We start from the raw sequence: 21,310 nt of genomic DNA, 5'->3' as shown, positions 1-21,310 counted from the left end.
GGCGATGTGGCTGCCCTGGCGACCAGATCGCATGACGTCCGCCGGCGGACCGCGCTACTCGGCCGACCGCACTCGGATGCCGGAGATCGGCACGGTGACCGCGCCGGAGGGGTCGGTGAAGAAGTCGTTGCCCTTGTCGTCGACGACGATGAAGGCGGGGAAGTCCTCGACCTCGATCTTCCAGACCGCCTCCATGCCGAGCTCCTCGTACTCCAGCACCGACACGGACTTGATGCAGTCCTGGGCCAGGCGGGCGGCGGGGCCGCCGATCGAGCCGAGGTAGAAGCCGCCGTGGGTGTGGCAGGCCTCGGTGACCTGCTTGGAGCGGTTGCCCTTGGCCAGCATCACCATCGAGCCGCCCGCGGCTTGGAAGGACTCGACGTACGAGTCCATCCGGCCAGCGGTGGTGGGGCCGAAGGAGCCGGAGGCGTAGCCCTCGGGGGTCTTGGCCGGGCCGGCGTAGTAGACGGGGTGGTCCTTGAGGTACTGCGGCATCTCCTCGCCGGCGTCGAGGCGCTCCTGGATCTTGGCGTGCGCGATGTCGCGCGCGACGACGAGCGGGCCGGTGAGGGAGAGCCGCGTCTTGACGGGGTACGACGACAGCGTCGCGAGGATCTCCGACATCGGCTGGTTCAGGTCGATCGCGACGACCTCGGACTCGTCGGCGGGCTGGGTGGCGCCGGTGGCGGGGAGGTACTTCGCGGGGTCGGTCTCGAGCTGCTCGAGGAAGACGCCCTCGGGGGTGATCTTGCCGAGCGCCTGGCGGTCGGCGGAGCACGAGACGGCGATCGCGACCGGGCAGGACGCCCCGTGGCGGGGCAGCCGGACCACGCGGACGTCGTGGCAGAAGTACTTCCCGCCGAATTGCGCACCGATCCCGAACGACTGCGTCAGCTTGAAGACCTCCTCCTCGAGCTCAAGGTCGCGGAAGCCGTGCGCGTCCATCGACCCGGACGTCGGGAGGTTGTCGAGGTAGTGCGCGGAGGCGTACTTTGCGGTCTTGAGCGCGAACTCCGCCGACGTGCCGCCGATGACCACGGCGAGGTGGTACGGCGGGCAGGCAGCCGTGCCGAGCGAGCGGATCTTCTCGTCGAGGAAGGTCAGCATCCGCGCCGGGTTGAGGATCGCCTTGGTCTCCTGGAAGAGGAACGACTTGTTGGCCGATCCGCCCCCCTTCGCCATGAAGAGGAACTTGTACTCCGGCTTCCCGGACGTCTGCGGCGTCGAGTAGATCTCGATCTGCGCGGGCAGGTTCGTGCCGGTGTTCTTCTCGTCGTACGTCGTCAGCGGGGCCAGCTGGGAGTACCGCAGGTTCAGCTTCGTGTAGGCGTCGTAGACGCCGCGCGAGATCGCCTCGCCGTCGTCGGCGCCGGTGAGCACGCCCTCGGACTTCTTGCCCATCACGATCGCGGTGCCGGTGTCCTGGCACATCGGCAGCACGCCGCCGGCGGAGATGTTGACGTTCTTCAGCAGGTCGAGCGCGACGAAGCGGTCGTTCCCGGAGGCCTCGGGGTCGTCGATGATCTTGCGCAGCTGGGCGAGGTGCGCGGGCCGCAGGTAGTGGCTGATGTCGTGCATCGCCTCGGCCGTCAGCTGCTGGATCGCCTCGGGCGCGACCTGCAGGAAGGTGCGGCCGTCGGCCTCGAAGGTGGAGACCCCCTCGGTCGTCACCAGGCGGTACGGCGTGTCATCGCGGCCGGTGGGGAGGAGGTCGGAGTAGCGGAACTCGGGCTCGGTGCTCACGCCCCGAGGCTAGTCGAGCGGTTTACGCTCGCACCATGGAGGGACAGCTCGAACCCGACCGCCCGACCGACCCGGCGCAGCTCCGGGTCTCCGACGCGGAGCGCCACCAGGTCGCCGAGATCCTGCGCGAGGCCGCCGGCGAGGGCCGCATCGACCTCGCCGAGCTCGACGAGCGGCTGGAGGCGGCGTACGCCGCGCGGACGTACGCCGACCTGGTGCCCATCACCGTCGACCTGCCGGCCCACCGCACCCGGCCGGGCGTCCCGGGTGCCCCCGGCGCCCCCGCACCGACGCAGCACCCGCACGCGCCCGCCCCGCGTCCCACCTCGCAGGTCGTGCCCGGCGGCGCCGCCGACGAGCGGCACCTCGCCTTCATGAGCGGGATGGAGCGCAAGGGCGTGTGGGTGGTGCCGCAGCACCTGGTGGTCACTGCCGTGATGGGCGGCGCGAACCTCGACCTCCGCGAGGCGCAGTTCGCCGCCCGCGAGGTCGTCATCACCGTGAATGCCTTCATGGGCGGGGCCGACATCGTCGTCGGCCCGCACGTCAACGTCGTCATCGAGGGCACCGGGATCATGGGTGGCTACTCCGGCCCGTCCAGCCTGGTCCGCGCCGAGCTGGACGAGCACTCGCCCACGGTGCGGATCCGGGGTGTGGCCGTCTGGGGCGGCGTCTCGGTCAAGCGGCGCAACCCGCCCGGCACGCTGCGCCGCAGGATCCTCGGCGCCTGACGGCACGCCCAGCCACGCAGGGACGCACCGCCGGGGACGGCCTCAGCCCACCCGCGTGACGTGCACCAGGGTCACGGTCTCGGGACGCCGCCGCGGCATCCAGAACCCGCGCCGCGCCAGCACCTCGCCGCTCACGTCGACGCCGTCGGTCGGCCCGACCTCGGGCAGCGGCGCGGACATGCTCACGTGCGTGTGGGCGACCGGCCCCTCCCAGGCCAGGTGGTACGTCGCCGCGGGGTCGAGCCCGGGGACCCGGACCGTGACGCCGCGGTTGTGCGCCGACTCGTCCAGCGCGACGTGCGCGACCAGCGCCTCGGAGCGGTCCGCGGCGACGACGCCGTGCAGGAGCACGGTCGGGTCGGTCGACTCGGGGCGGACCGTGCGGCCGGCCTGGAGCATCCCGCGGAAGCGCTGGTAGCGCTCGACCCACCCGGCCAGCGCGGTGAGCTCGTCGTCGGAGGCGGTGGTGAGGTCCCACTCGATGCCGAACGAGCCGAAGAGCGCGGTGGCGCCCCGGAAGTCGACCGACAGGGTGCGACCCGTGGTGTGGGAGGTGGTGGAAGAGACGTGGGCACCGAGGTACTCCGGCGCCACGAGCTGCGTGGCCCAGCGCTGGATCGACTGGCGGGCCACGGCGTCGGTCATGTCGGAGGTCCAGAACCGCTCGACCCGCTCCAGCACGCTCAGGTCGATCCGGCCGCCGCCCGACGCGCAGGACTCCCACAGCACCCCGGGGTGCGCCGCGCGGAGCGCGTCGAGGAGGCGGTGGAAGGCGATCGCCTGGTCGTGCGCCGCGGGGGAGCCGCCGCGGGCGCCGCCCCCGGCCTCGAGGAGGTCGCGGTTGTGGTCCCACTTCACGTAGTCGACCGGTTGCGCGTCGAGGATCGCGGACACCCGCTCGAAGAGGTGGTCGAAGACCTCGGGCCGGGTCAGGTCCAGCACCTGCTGCTGCCGGTGCTCGCGCGGCACCCGGTGCGCGCCGGCGGACAGGATCCACTCGGGGTGCTCGCGGTACAGGTCGGAGTCCGGGTTGACCATCTCGGGCTCGAACCAGAGCCCGAACTTCATCCCGAGGCCGCGGACGTGGTCGGCCAGCGGGGTCAGGCCGTCGGGCCAGACCGTCTCGTCGACCCACCAGTCGCCGAGGCCGGCGGTGTCGTCGCGGCGGTGGCGGAACCAGCCGTCGTCCAGGACGAACAGCTCGACGCCCACGCCCGCGGCGCGGTCCGCGATCGAGCGCAGCCGCTCCAGGTCGTGGTCGAAGTAGACCGCCTCCCAGACGTTGAGCAGGACCGGCTGCGGCCCGGGGTGCGCGGGCAGCGAGCGCTGCCAGGTGTGCCAGGCCGCGGCCAGGCCGTCGAGCCCGTCGTCCGCGGCGGCCACGTGCACCCACGGGCTGGTGTAGGTCCCGCCCTGCGCCAGGACGACCTCGCCGGGCAGCAGGTGCTCGCCGCCGCCGACCGTGGTGCCGGTGGCGGCGTCCCGCTCGACGCGCAGCACGCTGTTGCCGCTCCAGGCGACGTGCACGCCGACGACCTCGCCGTGCGTGAAGGAGAAGCCGGGCGTCCCGACGACCACCATGGTCGCGGCGTCCAGCCCGGGGCGCCCGCCGCGCCCCTCGCGCAGCCACAGGCCGTCGGTGACCTGGTGGCGCTGCGGGGTGCGCTCGCGCTCGTGCCGGCCGGTGAAGTCGAGGACCTCGACCAGCCGGTCCTCGACGGGCAGCACGACCTCCAGCCCGTCCACGACGTACGGCGTGGGGTCGGTGTTCGTGACCGAGCAGCGGCCCCGCAGCCCGCCGCCGACCAGCGACTCGAGCTCGAGGACGAGGTCGAGCCCCGCGTCCGGGTCGCTCGCCGTCAGCCGGAAGGTCGTGTCGGTGACCTCGGTGCCCGTGGGGGAGAAGCGGGTGGTCCAGCCGTGGCCGGTCGTGCCGCGCTCGGGGTCGATCCGGTGCCCGCGCAGGTGCGGGCGGGTGTAGAGCGCGTGCGCGTGCTCGCCCAGCAGCGGCATGCCGGGGCCGTTCGGCAGCACCGGCACGCCGCCGGGGCCGGGCCCGCCGGCGGGGGCCAGGCCGGCCCACAGCACGCGCGGCATCGCGTCGCCGGCGGTGTCGAGCTCGAGGGTGGTGCGGGGTCCGGTGGACGTCCCGTTCGGGAACAGCATGCGGGGGGACTCCTGGGGGTGTCGGGTGGTCCGGCGGATGAGCCTAGGGGTGGGTGCACGAACGCCCGGGCGGGGGACCCGCCCGGGCGCTCGAGGATGACGCGGTGCTGCGGATCAGCCCTTGACGGCTCCTGCGGTGAGGCCGCGGATGAAGAAGCGCTGCAGGCCGAGGAAGACCATGATCGGCAGGATCATCGTGATGAAGCCGCCGGCCGTGGTGAGCTCCCAGCCCTGGCCCAGCTGGGTCTTGAGGTGGGTCAGACCGACGGTGACGGGTTCGTTCTCTCCCGGCCCGATGAACACCAGTGCGGTGAGCAGGTCGTTCCAGACCCAGAGGAACTGGAAGATCGCGAACGACGCCAGCGCGGGGACCGACATCGGCAGCACGAGCTTGTAGAAGGTCTGGAAGTGGCTGGCCCCGTCGATCTTGGCCGACTCGATCACGGTCTTCGGCAGCGTCGCCATGTAGTTGCGCAGGATGTAGATCGCCAACGACATGCCGAAGCCGATGTGCGCGAGCCAGACCGCCGGGAACGTGCCGTTGAGGCCGAAGTTCCGGTAGAGCTTGAGGATCGGCACGAAGGCCACGTAGTTCGGCACCACCAGCAGGCTGACGATGGTGAGGAACAGCGCGTCGCGACCCTTGAACTCCATGAACGTGAAGGCGTACGCCGCGAAGGCGGCGATCAGGATCGGGATGAACGTCGCCGGCAGCGTGATGGCGAGGCTGTTGACGAACGCCCGGCCCATGTTCGCGTTGCCGGTGAGCGCTTTGTCGTAGTTGTCGATGGTGAGGTTGCCCAGGCCCGACGGGTGGGTGAACACGGTCCACCACCCGCTGGCGTTGACGTCGTCGAGCGTGCGGAACGACGTCACGAACGTGCCGAGCAGGGGGACCAGCCAGAGCACGCAGATGATGCCCAGGACGACCTTGGTGAGCCAGCCCGCCCTCGCGGGGTTGGCGTCGAACGCCGTGGCCTTGCGCCGGTTCTTCGTGGTCGGCGTGGCGGCCGCGGTCGTGGTGGCGGCGTCGGTCATGCCGCTTCCTCCTCTGCCTTGAAGTGGCGCACCTGGTACCACATGATCGGGAGCACGGCGACCATCAGGATCACGACGATCGCGGACGCGGCGCCGTAGTTCAGGAACGTGCTGATGTTGTTGTAGAAGAGGTTGCCGAGCACGTTCGTGTTGAAGTCACCGTTGGTGTTGACGTAGACGATGTCGAAGACCTTCATCACGCCGATGGTCACGGTGATGAACACCGTGATCACGGTGCCCTTGATCTGCGGCACCACGACGCGGAAGAAGATCGCCCGCTCGCCGGCGCCGTCGATGCGGGCGGCCTCGAGGGTGTCGACGGGGACGCCCTTGACGGCGGCCGAGAGCAGCACCATGGAGAAGCCGACCTGCGCCCACAGCAGGATCAGCATCAGCAGCAGGCTGTTGAGGTGGAAGTCGCTCTTCTGCAGCCACGCGATCGGGCCCCAGTCGAGGGTGCCGATGAGGGCGTTCTGCAGGCCGATCTGCGGCTGGCCCTTCGGGCGGGCGTCGTAGATGAAGCGCCAGATCGTCGCCGCACCGATCATGCTGATCGCCATCGGCAGGAAGATGATCGTCTTCGTGAGCTTCTCGCCCGAGGGCTTGAGCCGGTCGGCGAGGACGGCGACGAGCAGGCCGACCACGACGGTCACCGCGGGCACGATCACGATCCACAGGAGCGTGTTGAACAGCGTGTCCTTGAACTCGCTGGACTTGAAGAGGTTCGTGTAGTTCGCGAAGCCGACGTACTTCAGCGACAGGTTGTCCTTGAAGCTGTTGTTGATCGTCAGGATCGCGGGGTAGATCAGGTAGAGCACGATCGCGGCGAACGCCGGGAGGATGTAGAGGTACGGCTTGACCTTGTGCTCGAGCTTCCCCGGGAGGATCTCGGCGAGCTTGTTCAGGATCCAGTAGAGGGCCAGGGCCCCCCCGACTCCGGCGATCACGGTGAGAAGGGCGCTCAGTGCTTTGAATCCCACGGGGCCGACCTCCCTTTCAGCTCAGATGATGGGGTGGGGGTACGCCGGGCGCGGGCCGTGAGGCCCGCGCCCGGCGGGGTGGAGCGGTGACTACGAGCTGGGCCAGCTCGAGTCGATGTTCTTCAGGGCCGTGTCGAGGTCCTCCTGACCGCTGATCCAGGCGGTCATCTCCTTCCAGAAGGAGCCCGTGCCGACCTCGGCCGGCATCTGGTCGGAGCCGTCGAACAGGAACGCCGTCGAGTCGTAGGCGACCTGGGCGATCTGCTTCGTCAGCTCGTTCGGGTAGAGCGAGACGTCGAAGTCCTTGTGCGGGGAGATGAAGGAGCTGCTCGGGGCCGCGTCGTTGCCGATGTCGGTCTCGGACATCGCCTTGACGACGGTCTTCACGTTCTCGCTGTCGTTGAGCATGGTCAGCAGGTCGCCGCCACCCTCGACCGGGTTCTCGCCGCCGGCGGTGGCCGCCGGGAAGCCGAAGACACCGACGTTGGCGTCGAGGTCACTCGTGGCGCTCTTCGGGAAGAAGCCGGTGATGAACGAGCCCTGGTTGTACATCCAGCACTTCGGGGTGCTCTCGAACATCGGGTTGCCCGCGGTGCCGAAGTTGGTGCTGGCGATGGCCTCCTGGCCACCGAGGGTGTTGCCCTCGGTGAAGAGGAGCTTCTCGAACTCGGCGCCGGCCTCCTTGACGAGGTCGGAGTCGAACGGCGTCTCGTGGCTGACCCACGAGTTGTAGCCGTCGGCGCCGCCGTACTTGGCGACGAGCGTCTCGAACCAGTCGGTGGCGGGCCAGCCGGTGGCGGTGTCGGACTCGATGCCCATGCACCACGGCGTGTTGCCGTCGGACTTGATCTGCTCGGTGAGCGTGTTCAGCTCGTCGATGGTCTCGGGGGCCTGGTAGCCCGCCTTGTCCCAGGGCTTCTTCGGGTAGAAGACCAGGCCCTTGACGTTGGCGCTGACGAGCAGGCCGTAGAGCTTGCCGTCGACGGTGCCGGAGTCGAGCGAGCCGGGGACCATGCTCGACTCGAGCGCGCTCATGTCCACGACGTCGTCGAGGGGCTTGATCGCACCGAGCTGGTTCATCTGCTTCACGACGCCGGGCTGCGGGACGAGCGCGATGTCGGGGGTGTCACCGGCCTGGATCTTGGTGATGATCAGCTGGTTGATGTTCTCGACCTTCTGCCAGTCGATCTTGATGCCGGTGCTGGCGAGCTTCGACTCCAGGGACTTCTTGAGCCCGTCCTGGACCGGCTGGTCGATGCTGCTCCAGATGGTCACCGTCTTGCTGTTGCTGGAGCTGCTGTCACCCCCCGAGCCGCAGGCGGACGCGATCAGGGCCATGGATGCGGCGGCTGCCGCGATCAGTGCTGTGCGACCTCGGAAGGGAGTGCGCATCGGTTCTCCTCGTGTGTTGGTTCGTGGTGCGACGCTGGACGATCGGGGATTCGGGGCCTACTGTGATGCTGGTCATATGCTGAATCGAATCAGCAAGGATCATGTGACGTCACTCACGTCACTGTCAAGCACAACGGTCGAAACGCGGACAAATCGAGACCGACGCCCGTGCGTCGGTCCGTGCGAGCCCTGAAGGTGGTGACGAGTCGTGCCGATCAGCCGCAAGGTGACGCTCTCCGACGTCGCTGCGCGCGCGGGGGTCTCGACCACCACCGCGTCGTACATCGTCAACGGCCGCTCGGCCCAGATGCGGATCGCCGCCGACACCGAGCAGCGGGTGCGCGCGGCCGTGGTCGAGCTCGGCTACCGGCCGAACCGCAACGCCCGCAGCCTGCGCACGTCGACCACCAGCACCATCGGCGTGATCACCGACTTCGTGGCGAGCGGCATGTTCGCCAGCCGGATGCTCGGCGGCGCGAACGCCGCCGCCCGCGCCCACGACCACCTGCTCGTCATCGGCGAGACCGAGGGCGACCCCGCGGTCCGTGAGCTGCTCGTCGACGAGATGCTCGAGCGCCAGGTCGACGGGATCATCTACATCACCCGCACCACCCTCACCACCCCGCTGCCCGACCGCCTGATGGCCGGCCGGACGGTGATGCTGAACTGCGTCGACCCCGAGGGGCGTGCGCCCGCCGTGCTGCCCGACGAGCACTCCGGCGGCCGGGTCGCGGCCGACGCCCTGCTCGCCGCCGGCGTGCGCGAGGGCGTGTTCGTCGTGGGCGAGGACCCGACGCCGCACGCGCTGGCCGGCCCGCTCCGGCTCGCCGGGATCACCGAGCGCTTCGCCGAGGAGGGGGTCGAGCTCAGCGGCGTGCTGCCGTGCGAGTGGTCGGTCGACGCGGCCTACGGCGCGCTGCGGCCCTGGCTGGAGGCGGGGCACCGGGCCCACGGCCTGATCTGCCTCAACGACCGCGTCGCGATGGGGACCTACCAGGCGCTCGCCGAGCACGGGCTGCACGTGCCCGGCGACGTGTCGATCGTGTCCTTCGACGGCTCCGAGCTGGCCGGCTGGCTGCGCCCGCGGGTCGCCTCGGTCGAGCTGCCGTTCGTCGCCATGGGCGCCCGGGCGGTCGAGCTGCTGCTGGCGGACGAGACCGCACCCGGTGCGCCCGTCCTGGTGCCGATGCCGCTGATCCCCGGCGAGTCCGTGCGCACCGCGCCGCGGCCCGCGCGGGCGTCGTCCGCTGCCTCGACGGGGGAGCGTGCGGTGCGAGGGCGGCGTCGGGAGTCCGGTCGTGTCTGAGGTCGCGGGGGTGGCGTTCGACCTCGCCGACGACTGGGTCTGGGACTTCTGGCTGGCCGACGACGGCGCGGCGCACCACCTGTTCTTCCTCAAGGCCCCGCGCTCGCTCGGCGACCCCGAGCTCCGGCACCGCAACGCCTCGACCGGGCACGCCGTCTCGACCGACCTGCGGTCGTGGACCCGCGTCGCGGACGCCCTCGACCCGCAGCCCTCGCCGGCCTTCGACGACCTCGCGACGTGGACCGGCTGCGTGGTGCGCGCCGACGACGGCAGCTGGCGGCTGTTCTCGACCGGCCTGTCCCGAGCCGAGGACGGGATGGTGCAGCGCGTCGGCGTCTCGTCCTCCGACGACCTGGTGACCTGGAAGCGCGAGGCCGGTCCTCTGCTCGAGGCCGACCCCCAGTGGTACTCCACCCGCCCGGCCGGCGCCGCCGAGACGCACTGGCGCGACCCGTGGGTCTGCCGTGACGCCACCGGGCTCTGGCACCTCTACGCGACGGCCCGAGGTCTCGAGGGTGACGGTGCCGTGGTCGCCCACGCGGTCTCCGAGGACCTCTGGTCCTGGGAGGTCCGGCCCCCGCTGAGCCCGCCCAGCACCCGCTTCACCTGGGCCGAGGTGATCTCGCTGCACGAGCTCGACGGCCGCTGGGTGCTGGTGTTCTCCTGCCTCGCCGACCAGATGCCCGGCGCCCCCGACGGCGCGGGCGGCGTCTGGGCGGTGCCCGTCGACGGTCCCGGCGCACCGGTCGACCTCGACCGCGCCACCCGGATCACGAGCGAGGACCTGTACGTCGGCAAGCTGGCCCGCACGCGTGCGGGCGAGCACCGGTTCCTGGCGTTCCAGAACCACGACGCCACCGGCGGCTTCACCGGCGGCGTCATCGAGCCGGTCCCGGTCGCCTGGTCGTCCGACGGCACCGGTCTCGTCCTCGACGGCGTACCCAGGAGGTGGTTGCCGGCGGAGGCGCGCGAATTCTGAGATGACGAGTACACCCGCCGCGTCCCACCCCGTAGTGTGAGCGGCGTCACTTCACAACGGATCGTCCGGCACGTACCTGCCGGTGAAGGAGAAGAGAAATCATGGCATCTGTGACTTTCCAGAAGGCGCAACGCTGGTACCCCGGGGCCGACAGCCCTGCGGTCCCCGCCCTGGACCTCGAGATCAAGGACGGCGAGTTCATGGTGCTCGTCGGGCCCTCGGGCTGCGGCAAGTCCACCTCGCTCCGCATGCTCGCGGGCCTGGAGGAGGTCAACGACGGGAAGATCTTCATCGGTGACCGCGACGTCACCCACACCCCGCCGAAGGACCGGGACATCGCGATGGTGTTCCAGAACTACGCGCTCTACCCGCACATGAGCGTCGCCGACAACATGGCGTTCGCGCTCAAGATGGCGAAGGTCTCGCCCGACGAGCGCAAGAAGCGCGTCGACGAGGCGGCCCGGATCCTCGGCCTCACCGAGTACCTCGACCGCAAGCCCAAGGCGCTCTCCGGTGGTCAGCGCCAGCGCGTCGCCATGGGTCGCGCGATCGTCCGCAGCCCCCAGGTGTTCTGCATGGACGAGCCGCTGTCGAACCTCGACGCCAAGATGCGCGTGCAGACCCGCACGGACATCGCCAAGCTGCAGGCCGACCTCGGCGTCACCACCGTCTACGTCACCCACGACCAGGTCGAGGCCATGACGATGGGCGACCGCGTCGCGGTGATGAAGGAGGGCATCCTCCAGCAGGTCGACACCCCGCTCGGTCTCTACGACAAGCCCGTCAACCTCTTCGTCGCCGGCTTCATCGGCTCCCCGCAGATGAACCTCCTCGAGGCCACGGCCGTCGAGGGCGAGGCCAAGATCGGCAGCTTCACCGTGCCGGTCGACCCGACCGCCGCCAAGAAGATGCGCGGCAACACCACCGTCGGCGTCCGGCCCGAGGCCTGGCGCGTCGTCGGCGAGAACGACGGCGGCCTGCCCGTGCGCGTCACCGTCGTCGAGGAGCTCGGCGCCGACGCGTTCGTCTACGGCACCAGCGGCATCGAGGGCACCCCGAACAACATCATCGTCCGGGTCAACGGCCGCGACAACGTGCACAAGGGCGAGACGATCCACGTCACGACCGACCCGCGCAGCGTCCACGTCTTCGACACCGACACCGGCGAGCGCCTCAGCGACTGATGAGGCGACCAGTCGCGGGCGAGGAACGAGCCCGCGGCGTCGGTCGGCCAGGTTGAGCAAGCCCCGCGCCCGAGCCTGCGAGGGCGCGACGGGCGCGTCGAAACCCAGCAGATGACAAGGGCGGTGACCTCCGTGGTCACCGCCCTTGTGCGTCTCACCGGATCTCGACGCGCCCGTCGCGGCTTCGTCCCTCAGCCGCGACGCTTGCTCGATCTGGCGGAGCCCACGCGCCGCCCTCGTCCCTCAGGCGCCGCTGCTCCGCTCATCTCGACGCGCCCGTCGCGGCTTCGTCCCTCAGCCGCGGGGCTTGCTCGATCTGGCGGAGCCCACGCGCCGCCCTCGTCCCTCAGGCGCCGCTGGTCTGCTCATCTCGACGCGCCCGTCGCGGCTTCGTCCCTCAGCCGCGGGGCTTGCTCGATCTGGCGGAGCCCACGCGCCGCCCTCGTCCCTCAGGCGCCGCTGCTCCGCGCAGCCCGGTCAGCGGTCCGCCGGATCCCGGCGACGAACGTCTCGAACAGCTCGTGCGGCATGTCGTGGCCCATGCCGTCGATGAGCAGCAGCTCGGCGCCGGGGACGGCGGCGGCGGTGGCGCGGCCGCCGGAGACGTGCACCATCTTGTCCGCGAGGCCGTGGATCACGAGCGTCGGGACGTGCAGGGAGTGCAGCCGGCTGCCGCGGTTGGGCTGGGTGAGCACGGCGAGCATCTGGCGCATCACGCCGCTGGCGCTGACGCCGCGGTCGAAGGTCTCGCCGGCGCGCTTGGCGGTCTGGTCGTAGGTCTGGGGGAAGCCCGGCGAGCCGATCATCTTCCAGGTGGTCACGCTGGTGCGGATGTAGGCGTCGCGGCCGGGGCCGCGCGAGCCGATCAGGGCCGGCAGCAGCGACGGGTGCTGCCAGCCGACGCTGCGCTTGCCGGTCGTCGACATGATGCTGGTCATCGAGCGCACCCGCTCCGGGTGGTCGATCGCCATCGTCTGCACGATCATCCCGCCCATCGACACGCCCGCGACGTGCGCAGACTCCAGGCCGAGGTGGTCCATCAGGCCGAAGGCGTCCTGGGCCATGTCGGTGATGGAGTACGGCGCGCGCACCTTGGTGCCCGCGAACGCCCGGACCACGGCGGAGCGGCCCACGCGCTGGGCGATGCGCGTCGAGCGCCCGGTGTCCCGGTTGTCGTAGCGGATCGCGAAGAAGCCCTGGCGCGCGAGCATCCGGCAGAGCTCCTCGTCCCACCAGTTCATCGGGCCACCGAGGCCCATCACCAGCAGCAGCGGCTCGTCGTCGGGGTCCCCGAAGGTCTGGTAGCAGAGCTCGACACCTTGGTGGACCGGGGCGAACAGCTCCTCGGACACGGTGACGTCGGGCACGGGACGAGGTCGCGACGGCATGCGCTCCAGTCAACCGCATCCGGTTGAAAAGGACATGATTTGACCGTATGTGCCCGTGATCCGGGCGTTCTGGGCTTACCGTCAGGAGTTGTGAGCGACTCGACACTGGCGTCCTTCCTCCGCCCGGAGGGCTTCGAACGCCCTGCCGCGGCCGCGGTCCTGCGGGAGGGCAGTGTCGTCACCGAGGCCGGGCGGTACGCCGTGCGCTCGCTCGAGGACCGCCGGGCCCGCCGTCGCACCCCCTACACCGGCCGGACCACCGAGCGGGCCGTCGACCCCGTGATCCTGGTCCCCGGCTTCCTCGCCGGCGACGGGACCCTCGCCCTGATGGCCAGGTCCCTGCGGCGCCAGGGGTTCCGCACCTACCGCTCGCACATCCACGCGAACGTCGGCTGCACGCTCAACGCGGCCGCCCAGCTTGAGTCGCGGCTCGAGTCGATCGTGATCCGCCGCGGCACCCGCGTGCAGATCGTCGGGCACAGCCTCGGCGGCATGCTCGCGCGCGGGATCGCCGTACGCCGTCCCGACCTCGTGTCCGGGATCGTCACGATGGGCAGCCCGATGCTCGCCCCCGGGGCGCACCACATCTCGCTGACCGCGAGCGTCGACGTGCTGGTCCGGCTCAGCCGGGCCGGCGTGCCGGGCCTGATGTCGGAGGAGTGCGTGGCCGGGCCGTGCGCGCGGCAGAGCTTCGACGAGAGCCAGCTGCCGGTGCCGCCCGGGGTCGGCTTCACCGCGATCTACAGCAGGCGCGACGGCATCGTCGACTGGCGGGCCTGCGTCGACCCGCTGGCCGTGCCCGTCGAGGTGAGCACGTCCCACGTCGGGATGGCGCTCGACCCGCGGGTCATCGACCACGTCACCAGCGCGCTGCGGCGCCAGGCGCTGGCCTCAGCCGTGGAAGTCGATCGCGGCGAAAGCGCGTAACTTCTGCAGGCGGTGCTCCGAGCTGATCTTGCGGATCGTGCCGCTGCGCGAGCGCATCACCAGCGACTCGGTGGTGCAGCCGCCGGCGCGGTAGCGCACGCCGCGCATCAGGTCGCCGTCGGTGATGCCGGTCGCGACGAAGAAGCAGTCGTCGCCGGTCACCAGGTCGTCGGTGGAGAGCACGAAGTTCGGGTCGAGGTTGTGGCCGGCGTCCAGCGCCTTCTGCCGCTCGTCGTCGTCCTGCGGCCACAGCCGGCCCTGGATCACGCCGCCCATGCACTTCATCGCGGTGGCCGCGATGATGCCCTCGGGGGTGCCGCCGATGCCGAGCAGCAGGTCCACGCCGGAGTCCGGCCGGGCGGCGGAGATGGCGCCGGCCACGTCGCCGTCGACGATGAACTTGATGCGGGCGCCGGTCGCGCGGATCTCGTCGGCGAGCTGCTGGTGGCGCGGCCGGTCGAGCACCACGACGGTGACGTCGGAGGTGCTGGAGCCCTTGGCCTTGGCGACCTGGTGGATGTTCTCGGCGACCGAGTTGCGGATGTCGACGACGTCGGCCGCCTCGGGGCCGGTGATCAGCTTCTCCATGTAGAACACCGCGGACGGGTCGTACATCGACCCGCGCGGGGACACGGCCAGCACGGCCACGGCGTTGCTCATGCCCTTGGCCGTCAGGGTCGTGCCGTCGATCGGGTCCACGGCGACGTCGCACTCGGGGCCGGTGCCGTCGCCGACCTGCTCGCCGTTGTAGAGCATCGGCGCGTTGTCCTTCTCGCCCTCGCCGATCACGACGGTGCCGTTCATGCCGATCGTCGAGATCATCACGCGCATCGCGTTGACCGCGACGTCGTCGGCGCCGTTCTTGTCGCCGCGCCCGACCCAGCGACCGGCGGCCATCGCCGCGGCCTCGGTGACGCGCACCAGCTCCAGGGCGAGGTTCCGGTCCGGCGTCTCGGGGGAGGAGGTGGGCATGTCCTGCGCGCGGCTGTCCGTCATGGCGTGATGGTAACGGTCACGGGTTGCGGTGTGCGTACGTCTGCACGGCCGTCTCCTTGACGGAGAGCCACACCTCGGCGCCGGGGACCAGCCCCATCTCGCTGGTCGCCGCGGGCGTCACGTCGGCGATCAGCTCCTGTCCCGCGTCGACGAGCAGGCGGACCGCGTCGCCGTGCGGCGCCGCGCTCACGACCCGGCCCTGCCACCGGTGCCGGGCGGAGCCCTCCGGGCGGGCGGCCGACACGGTGACGGCACTCGGGCTGAACGACCGGAACACGTCGTCCTCGCGGATCACGTTGAGCCCGACGAGGCGGGCGACGTGGTCGGTGCGGGGGCGGGCGGCGACGTCCTGCGGCGTCCCGGTCTGGGCGACCCGCCCGGCGTCGAGCACCAGCACGGTGTCGGCGAGGGTCAGGGCGTCGAGGGCGTCGTGGGTGACCAGCAGCGCGATCCCGGCGTACGACGCCAGGTGGCGCGACAGCTCGAGCCGCAGTGCCGTCGCGACCCCGACGTCGAGGCCGGCGAACGGCTCGTCGAGGAGCAGCAGGTCCGGCCCGGCCGCCAGGGCCCGGGCGATCGCGACCCGCTGGGCCTGGCCGCCGGAGAGCTCGCGGGGGCGGCGCCCGGCGAGGTCGTCGATGCCGAAGCGGTCCAGCCACGCGTGGGCGGTGGCCTCGGCCTCGGCCCGCGGAGTGCCGCGCGAGCGCAGCCCGAAGGCGACGTTGTCGACGGCGCTGAGGTGGGGGAAGAGCGACTGGTCCTGGAAGACGAAGCCGAGGCTCCGCTCGCGGACCAGCCGCGGGGGATCGGTCCACGAGGCGCCGTCGACCTCGACCGCGCCCTCGACGGGCACCAGGCCGGCCAGGGCGCGCAGCAGGGTGGTCTTGCCGGCGCCGTTCGGCCCGATGACGGCGATCACCTCGCCGGGCGTCGCCTCCAGGTGCGCGTCCAGGCGGCCGGGGACGCGGACGTCGGCGACCAGGCCGCCGGGGGTCGGCCCGGGCCGGGGAGGGGCGCTCACGGCGTCGTCAGCCATCGGTTGCGCAGCGCGGCCAGGATCGCGACCGACACGACGAGCAGGATCATGCTCAGCGTGCGCGCGACCTCGGGGTCCGACTGCAGGGCCTGGTAGATCAGCGACGGCATCGTCTGGGTGGTGCCGGGGTAGTTGCCGGCGAAGGTGATCGTGGCCCCGAACTCGCCGAGCGACCTGGCCCACGCCAGGATCGCCCCGGCCATCAGGCCCGGCATCGCCAGCGGGAGCGTCACCCGGCGGAAGGTCGTCCAGCGGTCCGCGCCGAGGGTGGCCGCGACGACGTCGTACTGCTCGCCGGAGGCGCGCAGCGCCCCCTCGACGCTGAGGACGTAGAACGGCATCGAGACGAAGGTGTGGGCGATCACCACCGCGGTGGTCGTGTAGGGGAGCGTGAGGCCGGTCGTGTCGCGCAGGACCGAGCCGATCAGGCCGTTGCGCCCCAGCGCGGTGACGAGCGCGACGCCGGCCACCACCGGGGGCAGCACGAGCGGCACCGCCACGGCGGCGCGGAGCACCGTCCGGCCGGGGAAGTCCACGCGGGCGAGCAGCCAGGCGAGCGGGGTGCCGAGGACCACGCAGACCACGACCGTGATCGTGGAGGCGAGCGCGGTGATCCACAGCGCGTCGCGCACGGCGGGGGTCCGCAGCTCGTCGAGGAAGCTGCCCCACGGGGTGTCGAGGACGAGCGTGACCAGCGGGACGACCAGCAGGGCGGCCGCGAGCGCGCCCGGCACGACGAGGGCGATCGGCGGCCGCCCCAGGGTGCGGGGGGTCTCCCTCACGGCTTCCCGAAGCCCGCGTCGGCGAGCACCTGCTGCCCCTCGGTCGACAGCACCAGGTCCACGAACTCGCCGGCCAGGCCGCTGGCGCGGGACTGGTCGAGCGGGGCGATGGGGTACGTCGTCACCTCGTCCTCCGCGTGCGGGATGTCGACGCTCCGGACGTCCTCGCCGGCCGCGACCGCGTCCGTGCGGTAGACGAAGCCCGCGTCGGCCTCGTCGCTGGTCACCTTGGCCAGGACCGCCTTGACGTCGACCTCGAGGCTCGCCGGCTTCGCGGTGAGGTCGTTGTCCTGGAAGAGGGCGGCCGCGACCTTGCCGCAGGGGGCGGTGTCGACGCACGCCACGAAGGTGGCGCCGCCGGTGTCGAGGTCGCCGAAGTCGGTGATCTGGGCCGGGTTGTCGGCCGGGGTGACCAGCACCATCGTGTTGGTCGCGAAGACCTGCGGGTCGGCGGCGAGCGCGTCCGCGGCGCTGTCCATGGTCGCCTCGTCGGCGGTCGCCAGCACGTCCGCCGGGGCGCCGTCGAGCGCCTGCTGGGCCAGCGTGGCCGACGAGTCGAAGGCGAGCTTGACCGTGACGCCCGGGTGGTCGTCCTCGAACTGCTTCGCGAGGTCGGTGAACGTCCCGGTCAGGGAGGCGGCGGCGAGCACGGTGATCGTCGTGCCGTCCCCGTCCGCGCTCGGGGCGCCGTCGTCGCCCCCGCCGCACGCGGCGAGCGGGAGGGCGAGGGCGAGCAGGGACAGGCCGGTCAGGGCTCGGGACGGCAGGATCTTCACGGGCGCTCCACGATGACGTTGGTGGACTTGACGGAGGCGATGCCCCGCACACCGGGCTCGAGGCCGAGCTCCTCGGCGGCCTCCGAGCTCATCAGCGAGACCAGCCGGTAGGGACCGCAGATCATCTCGACCTGGGCCATGACGACGTCCTTGGTGACCTTCGTGACGATGCCGTGCATGCGGTTGCGGGCACTGACGTTGGCCGCGCGGGTGCGCTCGCGGTCGGGGTGGTCGGCCAGCGACTCGGCCAGCGCGGCCAGGTCGCGCCCGGCGACGGTCGTGCGGCCCTCGGCGGTCTCGGAGCGGACCCGCCCCGCGTCGATCCAGCGGCGCACGGTGTCGTCGCTGACGCCGAGGAGCTCGGCGGCTTCCGCAATCCGGTAGGTCGTCACCCGGTGATCATGCCGCATCTGCGGTGAAATGCGCGAGCAGCGTCCGCGGATGCGCCTTCGCGCTGATGCGTTGGCGGCCCGCCGGTCAGGTGACGAGGGCCAGCACGCTCACGGCGGCCACCAGCGTGACCGGCGTCGCGACGAGCGAGACCCGGTGGAACTCCCGCATCGAGATCCGCTCGCCCTGGTGGGTCAGGCCGCGGCGCCACAGCAGGTTGGCGAGCGAGCCGGTGTAGGTGAGCCCCGAGCCGATGTTCAGCCCCAGCAGGGCGGCCAGCACCGCGGCGTCGCCCAGCGGCGCGACCAGGGGCACGACGAGGAGGGTCGCCGACAGGTTGGTCAGGAGGTTGGCGAGGACCGTCGCGACGACGGCGATGACCAGCAGGGCGGCGTACGACGTGGAGTCCGGGAGCACCCGGGCCACGGCGTCCCCGAGGAAGCCCACGGCCAGCGCGGCCACGACGACGCCGAGCGCCAGCACGAACACGGCGAACGACGGGTGCGCGGCCCGGACCGCGTCGCCGAGGGTCAGCAGGTCGCGGCGACGGGCCCAGGCGACGAGCACGAGGGCGGCCGCGGTGGACACCCAGAACGGCTCGACCCCGAGCGGCGAGAGCGCGGCGAAGCCGACCAGCATCGCGGCCACGACCACCAGCGGCACCCGGGGGAGCGGCACGTCCGGGGTCGGGGCGGCGGGCTCCGTGCGGGCGGCGAGGTCGCGACGGAAGAGCAGCCGCAGCACGACGTACTCCACGACGAGCACCGCCGCGAGCACCGGCGCCATCACCAGCGCGAAGCCGCCGAAGGTGAGGTCGAGGTGCCGCATCGCGAGCAGGTTCGTCAGGTTGGAGACGGGCAGGAGGAGCGAGGCGGAGTTCGCCATCCGCAGGCAGGCGTAGGCGCCGGGGCGCGAGGACGTGCCCATCGCGAGGGCCGCGCCGATGACGACCGGGGTCAGCAGGACCACGGTCGCGTCCAGGCTCAGCACGGCGGTGACCGCGGCCGCGAGCACGAAGACGCCGCCGAGCAGGCGGTCCGCCCGCCCGTGGCTGACGTCGCGGACGACCTGGGCGGCGGCCCGGAACAGCCCGGCCCGCGCGCAGACGTCGGCGACGACGAGGATCGTGGCGAGGAAGACGACGACCGGTGCGAGATGCCGCACGGCCGCCTCGGTCTCGTCCCGGCTCACGATCCCGGTCGCCAGGGTGGCGGCCGCCGTGACCACGGCGACGAGCGCCTCGACCCGGCCGGAGGGGTGGCGGTACGCCGTGGCGAGCAGGACCAGGAGCGCCACCACGGGCACGGCGTCGACGAGGGGCGGCACGCGCGCAATGTACGGCACCTGTGAGGATGGTCCCGTGAGCGAGCCCGGACCCGAGACCGAGCCGACGACCCCGTCGGCCGACGGCGCGTCCGCGCCGGCCGGTCAGCGTCCCGGCCGCTACCCGCGGACGACCAACGGGCTGATCGGCGCCCTCGTCGTGACCCTGCTCGTCATCGGTGCCTTCGTGGCGCTGCGCGCGCTCAACCGCGACGACCTCGAGGTGAAGCCGACGGCGGTCGACTACCTCGGGCTCGTGAAGGACGCGCAGGCCGGGGGTGTCGAGCTCGTCTACCCGACCGACCTGCCGCAGGGGTGGATCGCCGACAGCGTGCAGTACGTCCCCGGCGACCGCCCGGCCTGGGGCATCGGCATGCTGACCGACGCCGGGAAGTACGTCGGCCTTCGCCAGGAGGACGTCTCGGTCGACGACCTGTTGGCGACGTACGTCGACGAGAACGCGACCGAGGGCGACCCGATCTCGGTCTCCGGCTCGGTCGCCCCCGAGTGGCGCAGCTTCTCCGACGAGGGCGGCGACCACGCGTACGCCGCCGAGGTCGGCGAGGACACCGTCCTGGTCTACGGCTCGGCCGACGTGCAGGACCTGCGGACCGTCCTGGACGCGCTCAGCACCGACCCGCGCTGACGGGGGCGTGACCGGGCTGACGGGGCCGCCGGTCAGTCGTCGGAGTCGGCCTCGAGCGTCGCGTCGAGGCGCTTGCGGGCGCCGTCGAGCCAGTCCTGGCAGGTGGTGGCGAGGGCCTCGCCGCGCTCCCACAGCGCGAGCGACTCCTCCAGCGTCGTGCCGCCGGCCTCGAGGCGGCGGACCACGTCGATGAGCTCCTCGCGGGCGTCCTCGTAGGAGATCTTCTCGGCGTCGGGGGCCTTCGGACTCATGGCTGCTCCTCGGGGTCGCTGGCAGGGTCGGTGACGGGGTCGCGCTCGACGCCCGTGGTGGTGGCGCGGATCCGGCCGTCGGCGACGCGGACGCTGAGCGCCGCCCCGTCGGTGACGGCCTCGACGGAGGTGACGACGTGGCCGTCGGCGTCCTGGAGGACGGCGTACCCGCGCTGGAGGGTCGCCAGCGGCGACAGCGCCCGGGCGCGGGCCCGCTGGTGCCCGATGTCGTCGGCGGCGCGGTCGAGCGCGTGCGAGACGGTGCGGCGGGCGCGGGCGCGCAGCTGCCCGACCTCGTCGGCGCGGGCGTCGAGGAGGGTGCGGGGGTCCGCGAGCGCGGGGCGCGAGCGGAGCGCGTCGAGGCCGGCCTGCTCGCGGGCCAGCCGGGCGTGCACGGACGAGCGGAGCCGGTCGCGGGCCTGCACGACCCGGCGCAGCTCCTCGACCACGTCGGGGACGACGAGCTTGGCGGCGTCGGTCGGCGTCGAGGCCCGGACGTCGGCCACCAGGTCGAGCAGCGGGGTGTCCGGCTCGTGCCCGATCGCGGAGACGACCGGCGTGCGGGCGCGGTGCACCGCGCGGATCAGGGCCTCGTCGCTGAACGGCAGCAGGTCCTCGACGGACCCGCCGCCCCGGGCGATGACGATCACCTCGACGCGGGGGTCGCGGTCGAGGCGGTCCAGCCCCTCCATCACCTCGGTCGCCGCGCGGGTGCCCTGCATGGCGGCGTACGCGACCTCGAAGTCCACGGCCGGCCAGCGGCGGCGGGCGTTCTCGAGGACGTCGCGCTCGGCCGCCGAGTTGGGAGCCGTCACGAGGCCGACGCAGCCGGGCAGGAACGGCAGCGACCGCTTCAGCTCCGGCGCGAAGAGGCCCTCGGCCGCGAGCAGCTGCCGGCGGCGCTCGAGCCGGGCCAGCAGCTCGCCGAGGCCGACCATCCGGATCTCGCGGGCCTGCAGCGAGAGGGTGCCGCGGTTGGCGTAGTACGACGGCTTGGCGTGCAGCACCACGCTCGCGCCCTCGACGAGCGGCGGGTTGAGCGAGTCGAAGAGCGTGCGCGAGCAGGTGACCGGCACCGAGATGTCGGCGATCGCGTCGCGCAGCGTCATGAAGACCGTGTTGAGGCCCGGGCGCCGGCTGACCTGGGCGATCTGGCCCTCGACCCACACCGGGCCGAGCCGGTCGACCCACCCGGCGATCGCGTTGGCGATCTGCCGCACCGGTGCCGGTGCCTGGGGGGACGTGTCGAGGGCCATGGCCGCGAGATTAGGGCACA

Annotated in this window: 20 protein-coding genes; 6 read left to right on the top strand and 14 right to left on the bottom strand. The window is 72.0% G+C overall.

The window, feature by feature from the left end:
- Positions 1–54 precede the first annotated feature (54 nt).
- On the bottom strand, positions 55–1,743 hold the full coding sequence (locus tag H5V45_RS06565) for a FumA C-terminus/TtdB family hydratase beta subunit (RefSeq protein ID WP_185252194.1): 1,689 nt from the start codon (positions 1,741–1,743) through the stop codon (positions 55–57).
- Between the two features lie 35 nt (positions 1,744–1,778).
- Between H5V45_RS06565 and H5V45_RS06560 the strand changes: the two genes are divergently transcribed.
- Positions 1,779–2,474 carry a DUF1707 SHOCT-like domain-containing protein gene (locus H5V45_RS06560; RefSeq protein ID WP_185252193.1) on the top strand — a complete coding sequence of 232 codons (696 nt, stop codon included), beginning with the start codon at positions 1,779–1,781 and terminating at the stop codon, positions 2,472–2,474.
- Between the two features lie 42 nt (positions 2,475–2,516).
- On the opposite strand, the gene H5V45_RS06555 is transcribed toward H5V45_RS06560, so the two are convergent.
- The 4 genes from H5V45_RS06555 to H5V45_RS06540 all read right to left on the bottom strand — a co-directional run bounded on the left by H5V45_RS06555 (position 2,517) and on the right by H5V45_RS06540 (position 8,050).
- Positions 2,517–4,640, bottom strand: coding sequence for an alpha-galactosidase (locus tag H5V45_RS06555; protein WP_185252192.1), 2,124 nt, complete (start codon positions 4,638–4,640; stop codon positions 2,517–2,519).
- Positions 4,641–4,754: 114 nt separating this feature from the next.
- Entirely contained in the window at positions 4,755–5,678 is a 924-nt protein-coding gene (locus H5V45_RS06550; RefSeq protein ID WP_185252191.1) for a carbohydrate ABC transporter permease, read from the bottom strand.
- Positions 5,675–6,658, bottom strand: a complete 984-nt coding sequence (locus H5V45_RS06545) for an ABC transporter permease subunit (RefSeq protein WP_185252190.1) — start codon at positions 6,656–6,658, stop codon at positions 5,675–5,677. Before H5V45_RS06545 ends, H5V45_RS06550 begins: the two co-directional genes overlap by 4 nt.
- A gap of 90 nt (positions 6,659–6,748) precedes the next feature.
- Entirely contained in the window at positions 6,749–8,050 is a 1,302-nt protein-coding gene (locus tag H5V45_RS06540; protein WP_185252189.1) for an ABC transporter substrate-binding protein, read from the bottom strand.
- Positions 8,051–8,258: 208 nt separating this feature from the next.
- Between H5V45_RS06540 and H5V45_RS06535 the strand changes: the two genes are divergently transcribed.
- The 3 genes from H5V45_RS06535 (at position 8,259) to H5V45_RS06525 (ending at position 11,519) form a co-directional block, all read left to right on the top strand.
- A complete protein-coding gene (locus tag H5V45_RS06535; RefSeq protein ID WP_221633934.1) occupies positions 8,259–9,356 on the top strand; it encodes a LacI family DNA-binding transcriptional regulator in 1,098 nt (365 codons plus the stop codon).
- On the top strand, positions 9,349–10,335 hold the full coding sequence (locus tag H5V45_RS06530; protein WP_221633933.1) for a glycoside hydrolase family protein: 987 nt from the start codon (positions 9,349–9,351) through the stop codon (positions 10,333–10,335). Before H5V45_RS06535 ends, H5V45_RS06530 begins: the two co-directional genes overlap by 8 nt.
- A 101-nt stretch (positions 10,336–10,436) precedes the next feature.
- Positions 10,437–11,519, top strand: coding sequence for an ABC transporter ATP-binding protein (locus tag H5V45_RS06525; RefSeq protein WP_185252188.1), 1,083 nt, complete (start codon positions 10,437–10,439; stop codon positions 11,517–11,519).
- A 449-nt stretch (positions 11,520–11,968) separates the two neighbouring features.
- Here the strand turns inward: H5V45_RS06525 and H5V45_RS06520 are convergent, their stop codons facing one another.
- Positions 11,969–12,907, bottom strand: a complete 939-nt coding sequence (locus H5V45_RS06520) for an alpha/beta fold hydrolase (RefSeq protein ID WP_185252187.1) — start codon at positions 12,905–12,907, stop codon at positions 11,969–11,971.
- Positions 12,908–12,997: 90 nt separating this feature from the next.
- Here H5V45_RS06520 and H5V45_RS21780 point away from each other — a divergent pair, with 90 nt between their 5' ends.
- Positions 12,998–13,834, top strand: coding sequence for an alpha/beta fold hydrolase (locus H5V45_RS21780; RefSeq protein ID WP_185252186.1), 837 nt, complete (start codon positions 12,998–13,000; stop codon positions 13,832–13,834).
- Here the strand turns inward: H5V45_RS21780 and glpX are convergent.
- The 6 genes from glpX to H5V45_RS06485 all read right to left on the bottom strand — a co-directional run bounded on the left by glpX (position 13,799) and on the right by H5V45_RS06485 (position 19,140).
- A complete protein-coding gene (glpX, locus tag H5V45_RS06510) occupies positions 13,799–14,830 on the bottom strand; it encodes a class II fructose-bisphosphatase (RefSeq protein ID WP_185252185.1) in 1,032 nt (343 codons plus the stop codon). The two genes, H5V45_RS21780 and glpX, sit on opposite strands and share 36 nt — an antisense overlap.
- A 16-nt stretch (positions 14,831–14,846) precedes the next feature.
- The gene (locus H5V45_RS06505; RefSeq protein ID WP_221633932.1) at positions 14,847–15,851 is read right to left on the bottom strand and encodes an ABC transporter ATP-binding protein; all 1,005 of its coding nucleotides are present in this window, start codon (positions 15,849–15,851) and stop codon (positions 14,847–14,849) included.
- Positions 15,848–16,648: an ABC transporter permease gene (locus H5V45_RS06500; RefSeq protein ID WP_185252183.1), complete on the bottom strand. Its 801-nt coding sequence runs from the start codon at positions 16,646–16,648 to the stop codon at positions 15,848–15,850. Before H5V45_RS06500 ends, H5V45_RS06505 begins: the two co-directional genes overlap by 4 nt.
- The gene (modA, locus tag H5V45_RS06495) at positions 16,645–17,424 is read right to left on the bottom strand and encodes a molybdate ABC transporter substrate-binding protein (RefSeq protein ID WP_343061447.1); all 780 of its coding nucleotides are present in this window, start codon (positions 17,422–17,424) and stop codon (positions 16,645–16,647) included. Before modA ends, H5V45_RS06500 begins: the two co-directional genes overlap by 4 nt.
- Positions 17,421–17,816, bottom strand: coding sequence for a TOBE domain-containing protein (locus tag H5V45_RS06490; RefSeq protein WP_185252182.1), 396 nt, complete (start codon positions 17,814–17,816; stop codon positions 17,421–17,423). The genes modA and H5V45_RS06490 overlap by 4 nt, the downstream gene beginning before the upstream one ends.
- Before the next feature lie 85 nt (positions 17,817–17,901).
- Entirely contained in the window at positions 17,902–19,140 is a 1,239-nt protein-coding gene (locus H5V45_RS06485; RefSeq protein ID WP_221633930.1) for an SLC13 family permease, read from the bottom strand.
- Positions 19,141–19,174: 34 nt separating this feature from the next.
- Here H5V45_RS06485 and H5V45_RS06480 point away from each other — a divergent pair, with 34 nt between their 5' ends.
- Positions 19,175–19,783, top strand: coding sequence for a DUF4245 family protein (locus H5V45_RS06480; RefSeq protein WP_185252180.1), 609 nt, complete (start codon positions 19,175–19,177; stop codon positions 19,781–19,783).
- Positions 19,784–19,815: 32 nt separating this feature from the next.
- Here H5V45_RS06480 and H5V45_RS06475 read toward each other — a convergent pair whose 3' ends face one another.
- Both H5V45_RS06475 and xseA read right to left on the bottom strand, forming a co-directional pair.
- Positions 19,816–20,034 (bottom strand): exodeoxyribonuclease VII small subunit, encoded by a 219-nt coding sequence (locus H5V45_RS06475; protein ID WP_185252179.1) that lies wholly within the window; start codon positions 20,032–20,034, stop codon positions 19,816–19,818.
- Positions 20,031–21,290, bottom strand: coding sequence for an exodeoxyribonuclease VII large subunit (gene xseA / locus H5V45_RS06470; protein WP_185252178.1), 1,260 nt, complete (start codon positions 21,288–21,290; stop codon positions 20,031–20,033). The genes H5V45_RS06475 and xseA overlap by 4 nt, the downstream gene beginning before the upstream one ends.
- Positions 21,291–21,310 lie beyond the last annotated feature (20 nt).

It is taken from the genome of Nocardioides luti, assembly GCF_014212315.1.
In the GTDB taxonomy this organism is placed as follows: domain Bacteria; phylum Actinomycetota; class Actinomycetes; order Propionibacteriales; family Nocardioidaceae; genus Nocardioides; species Nocardioides luti.
Note: the sequence above shows the minus strand (reverse complement) of the source record. Positions and strands in the feature narration are given on the sequence as shown.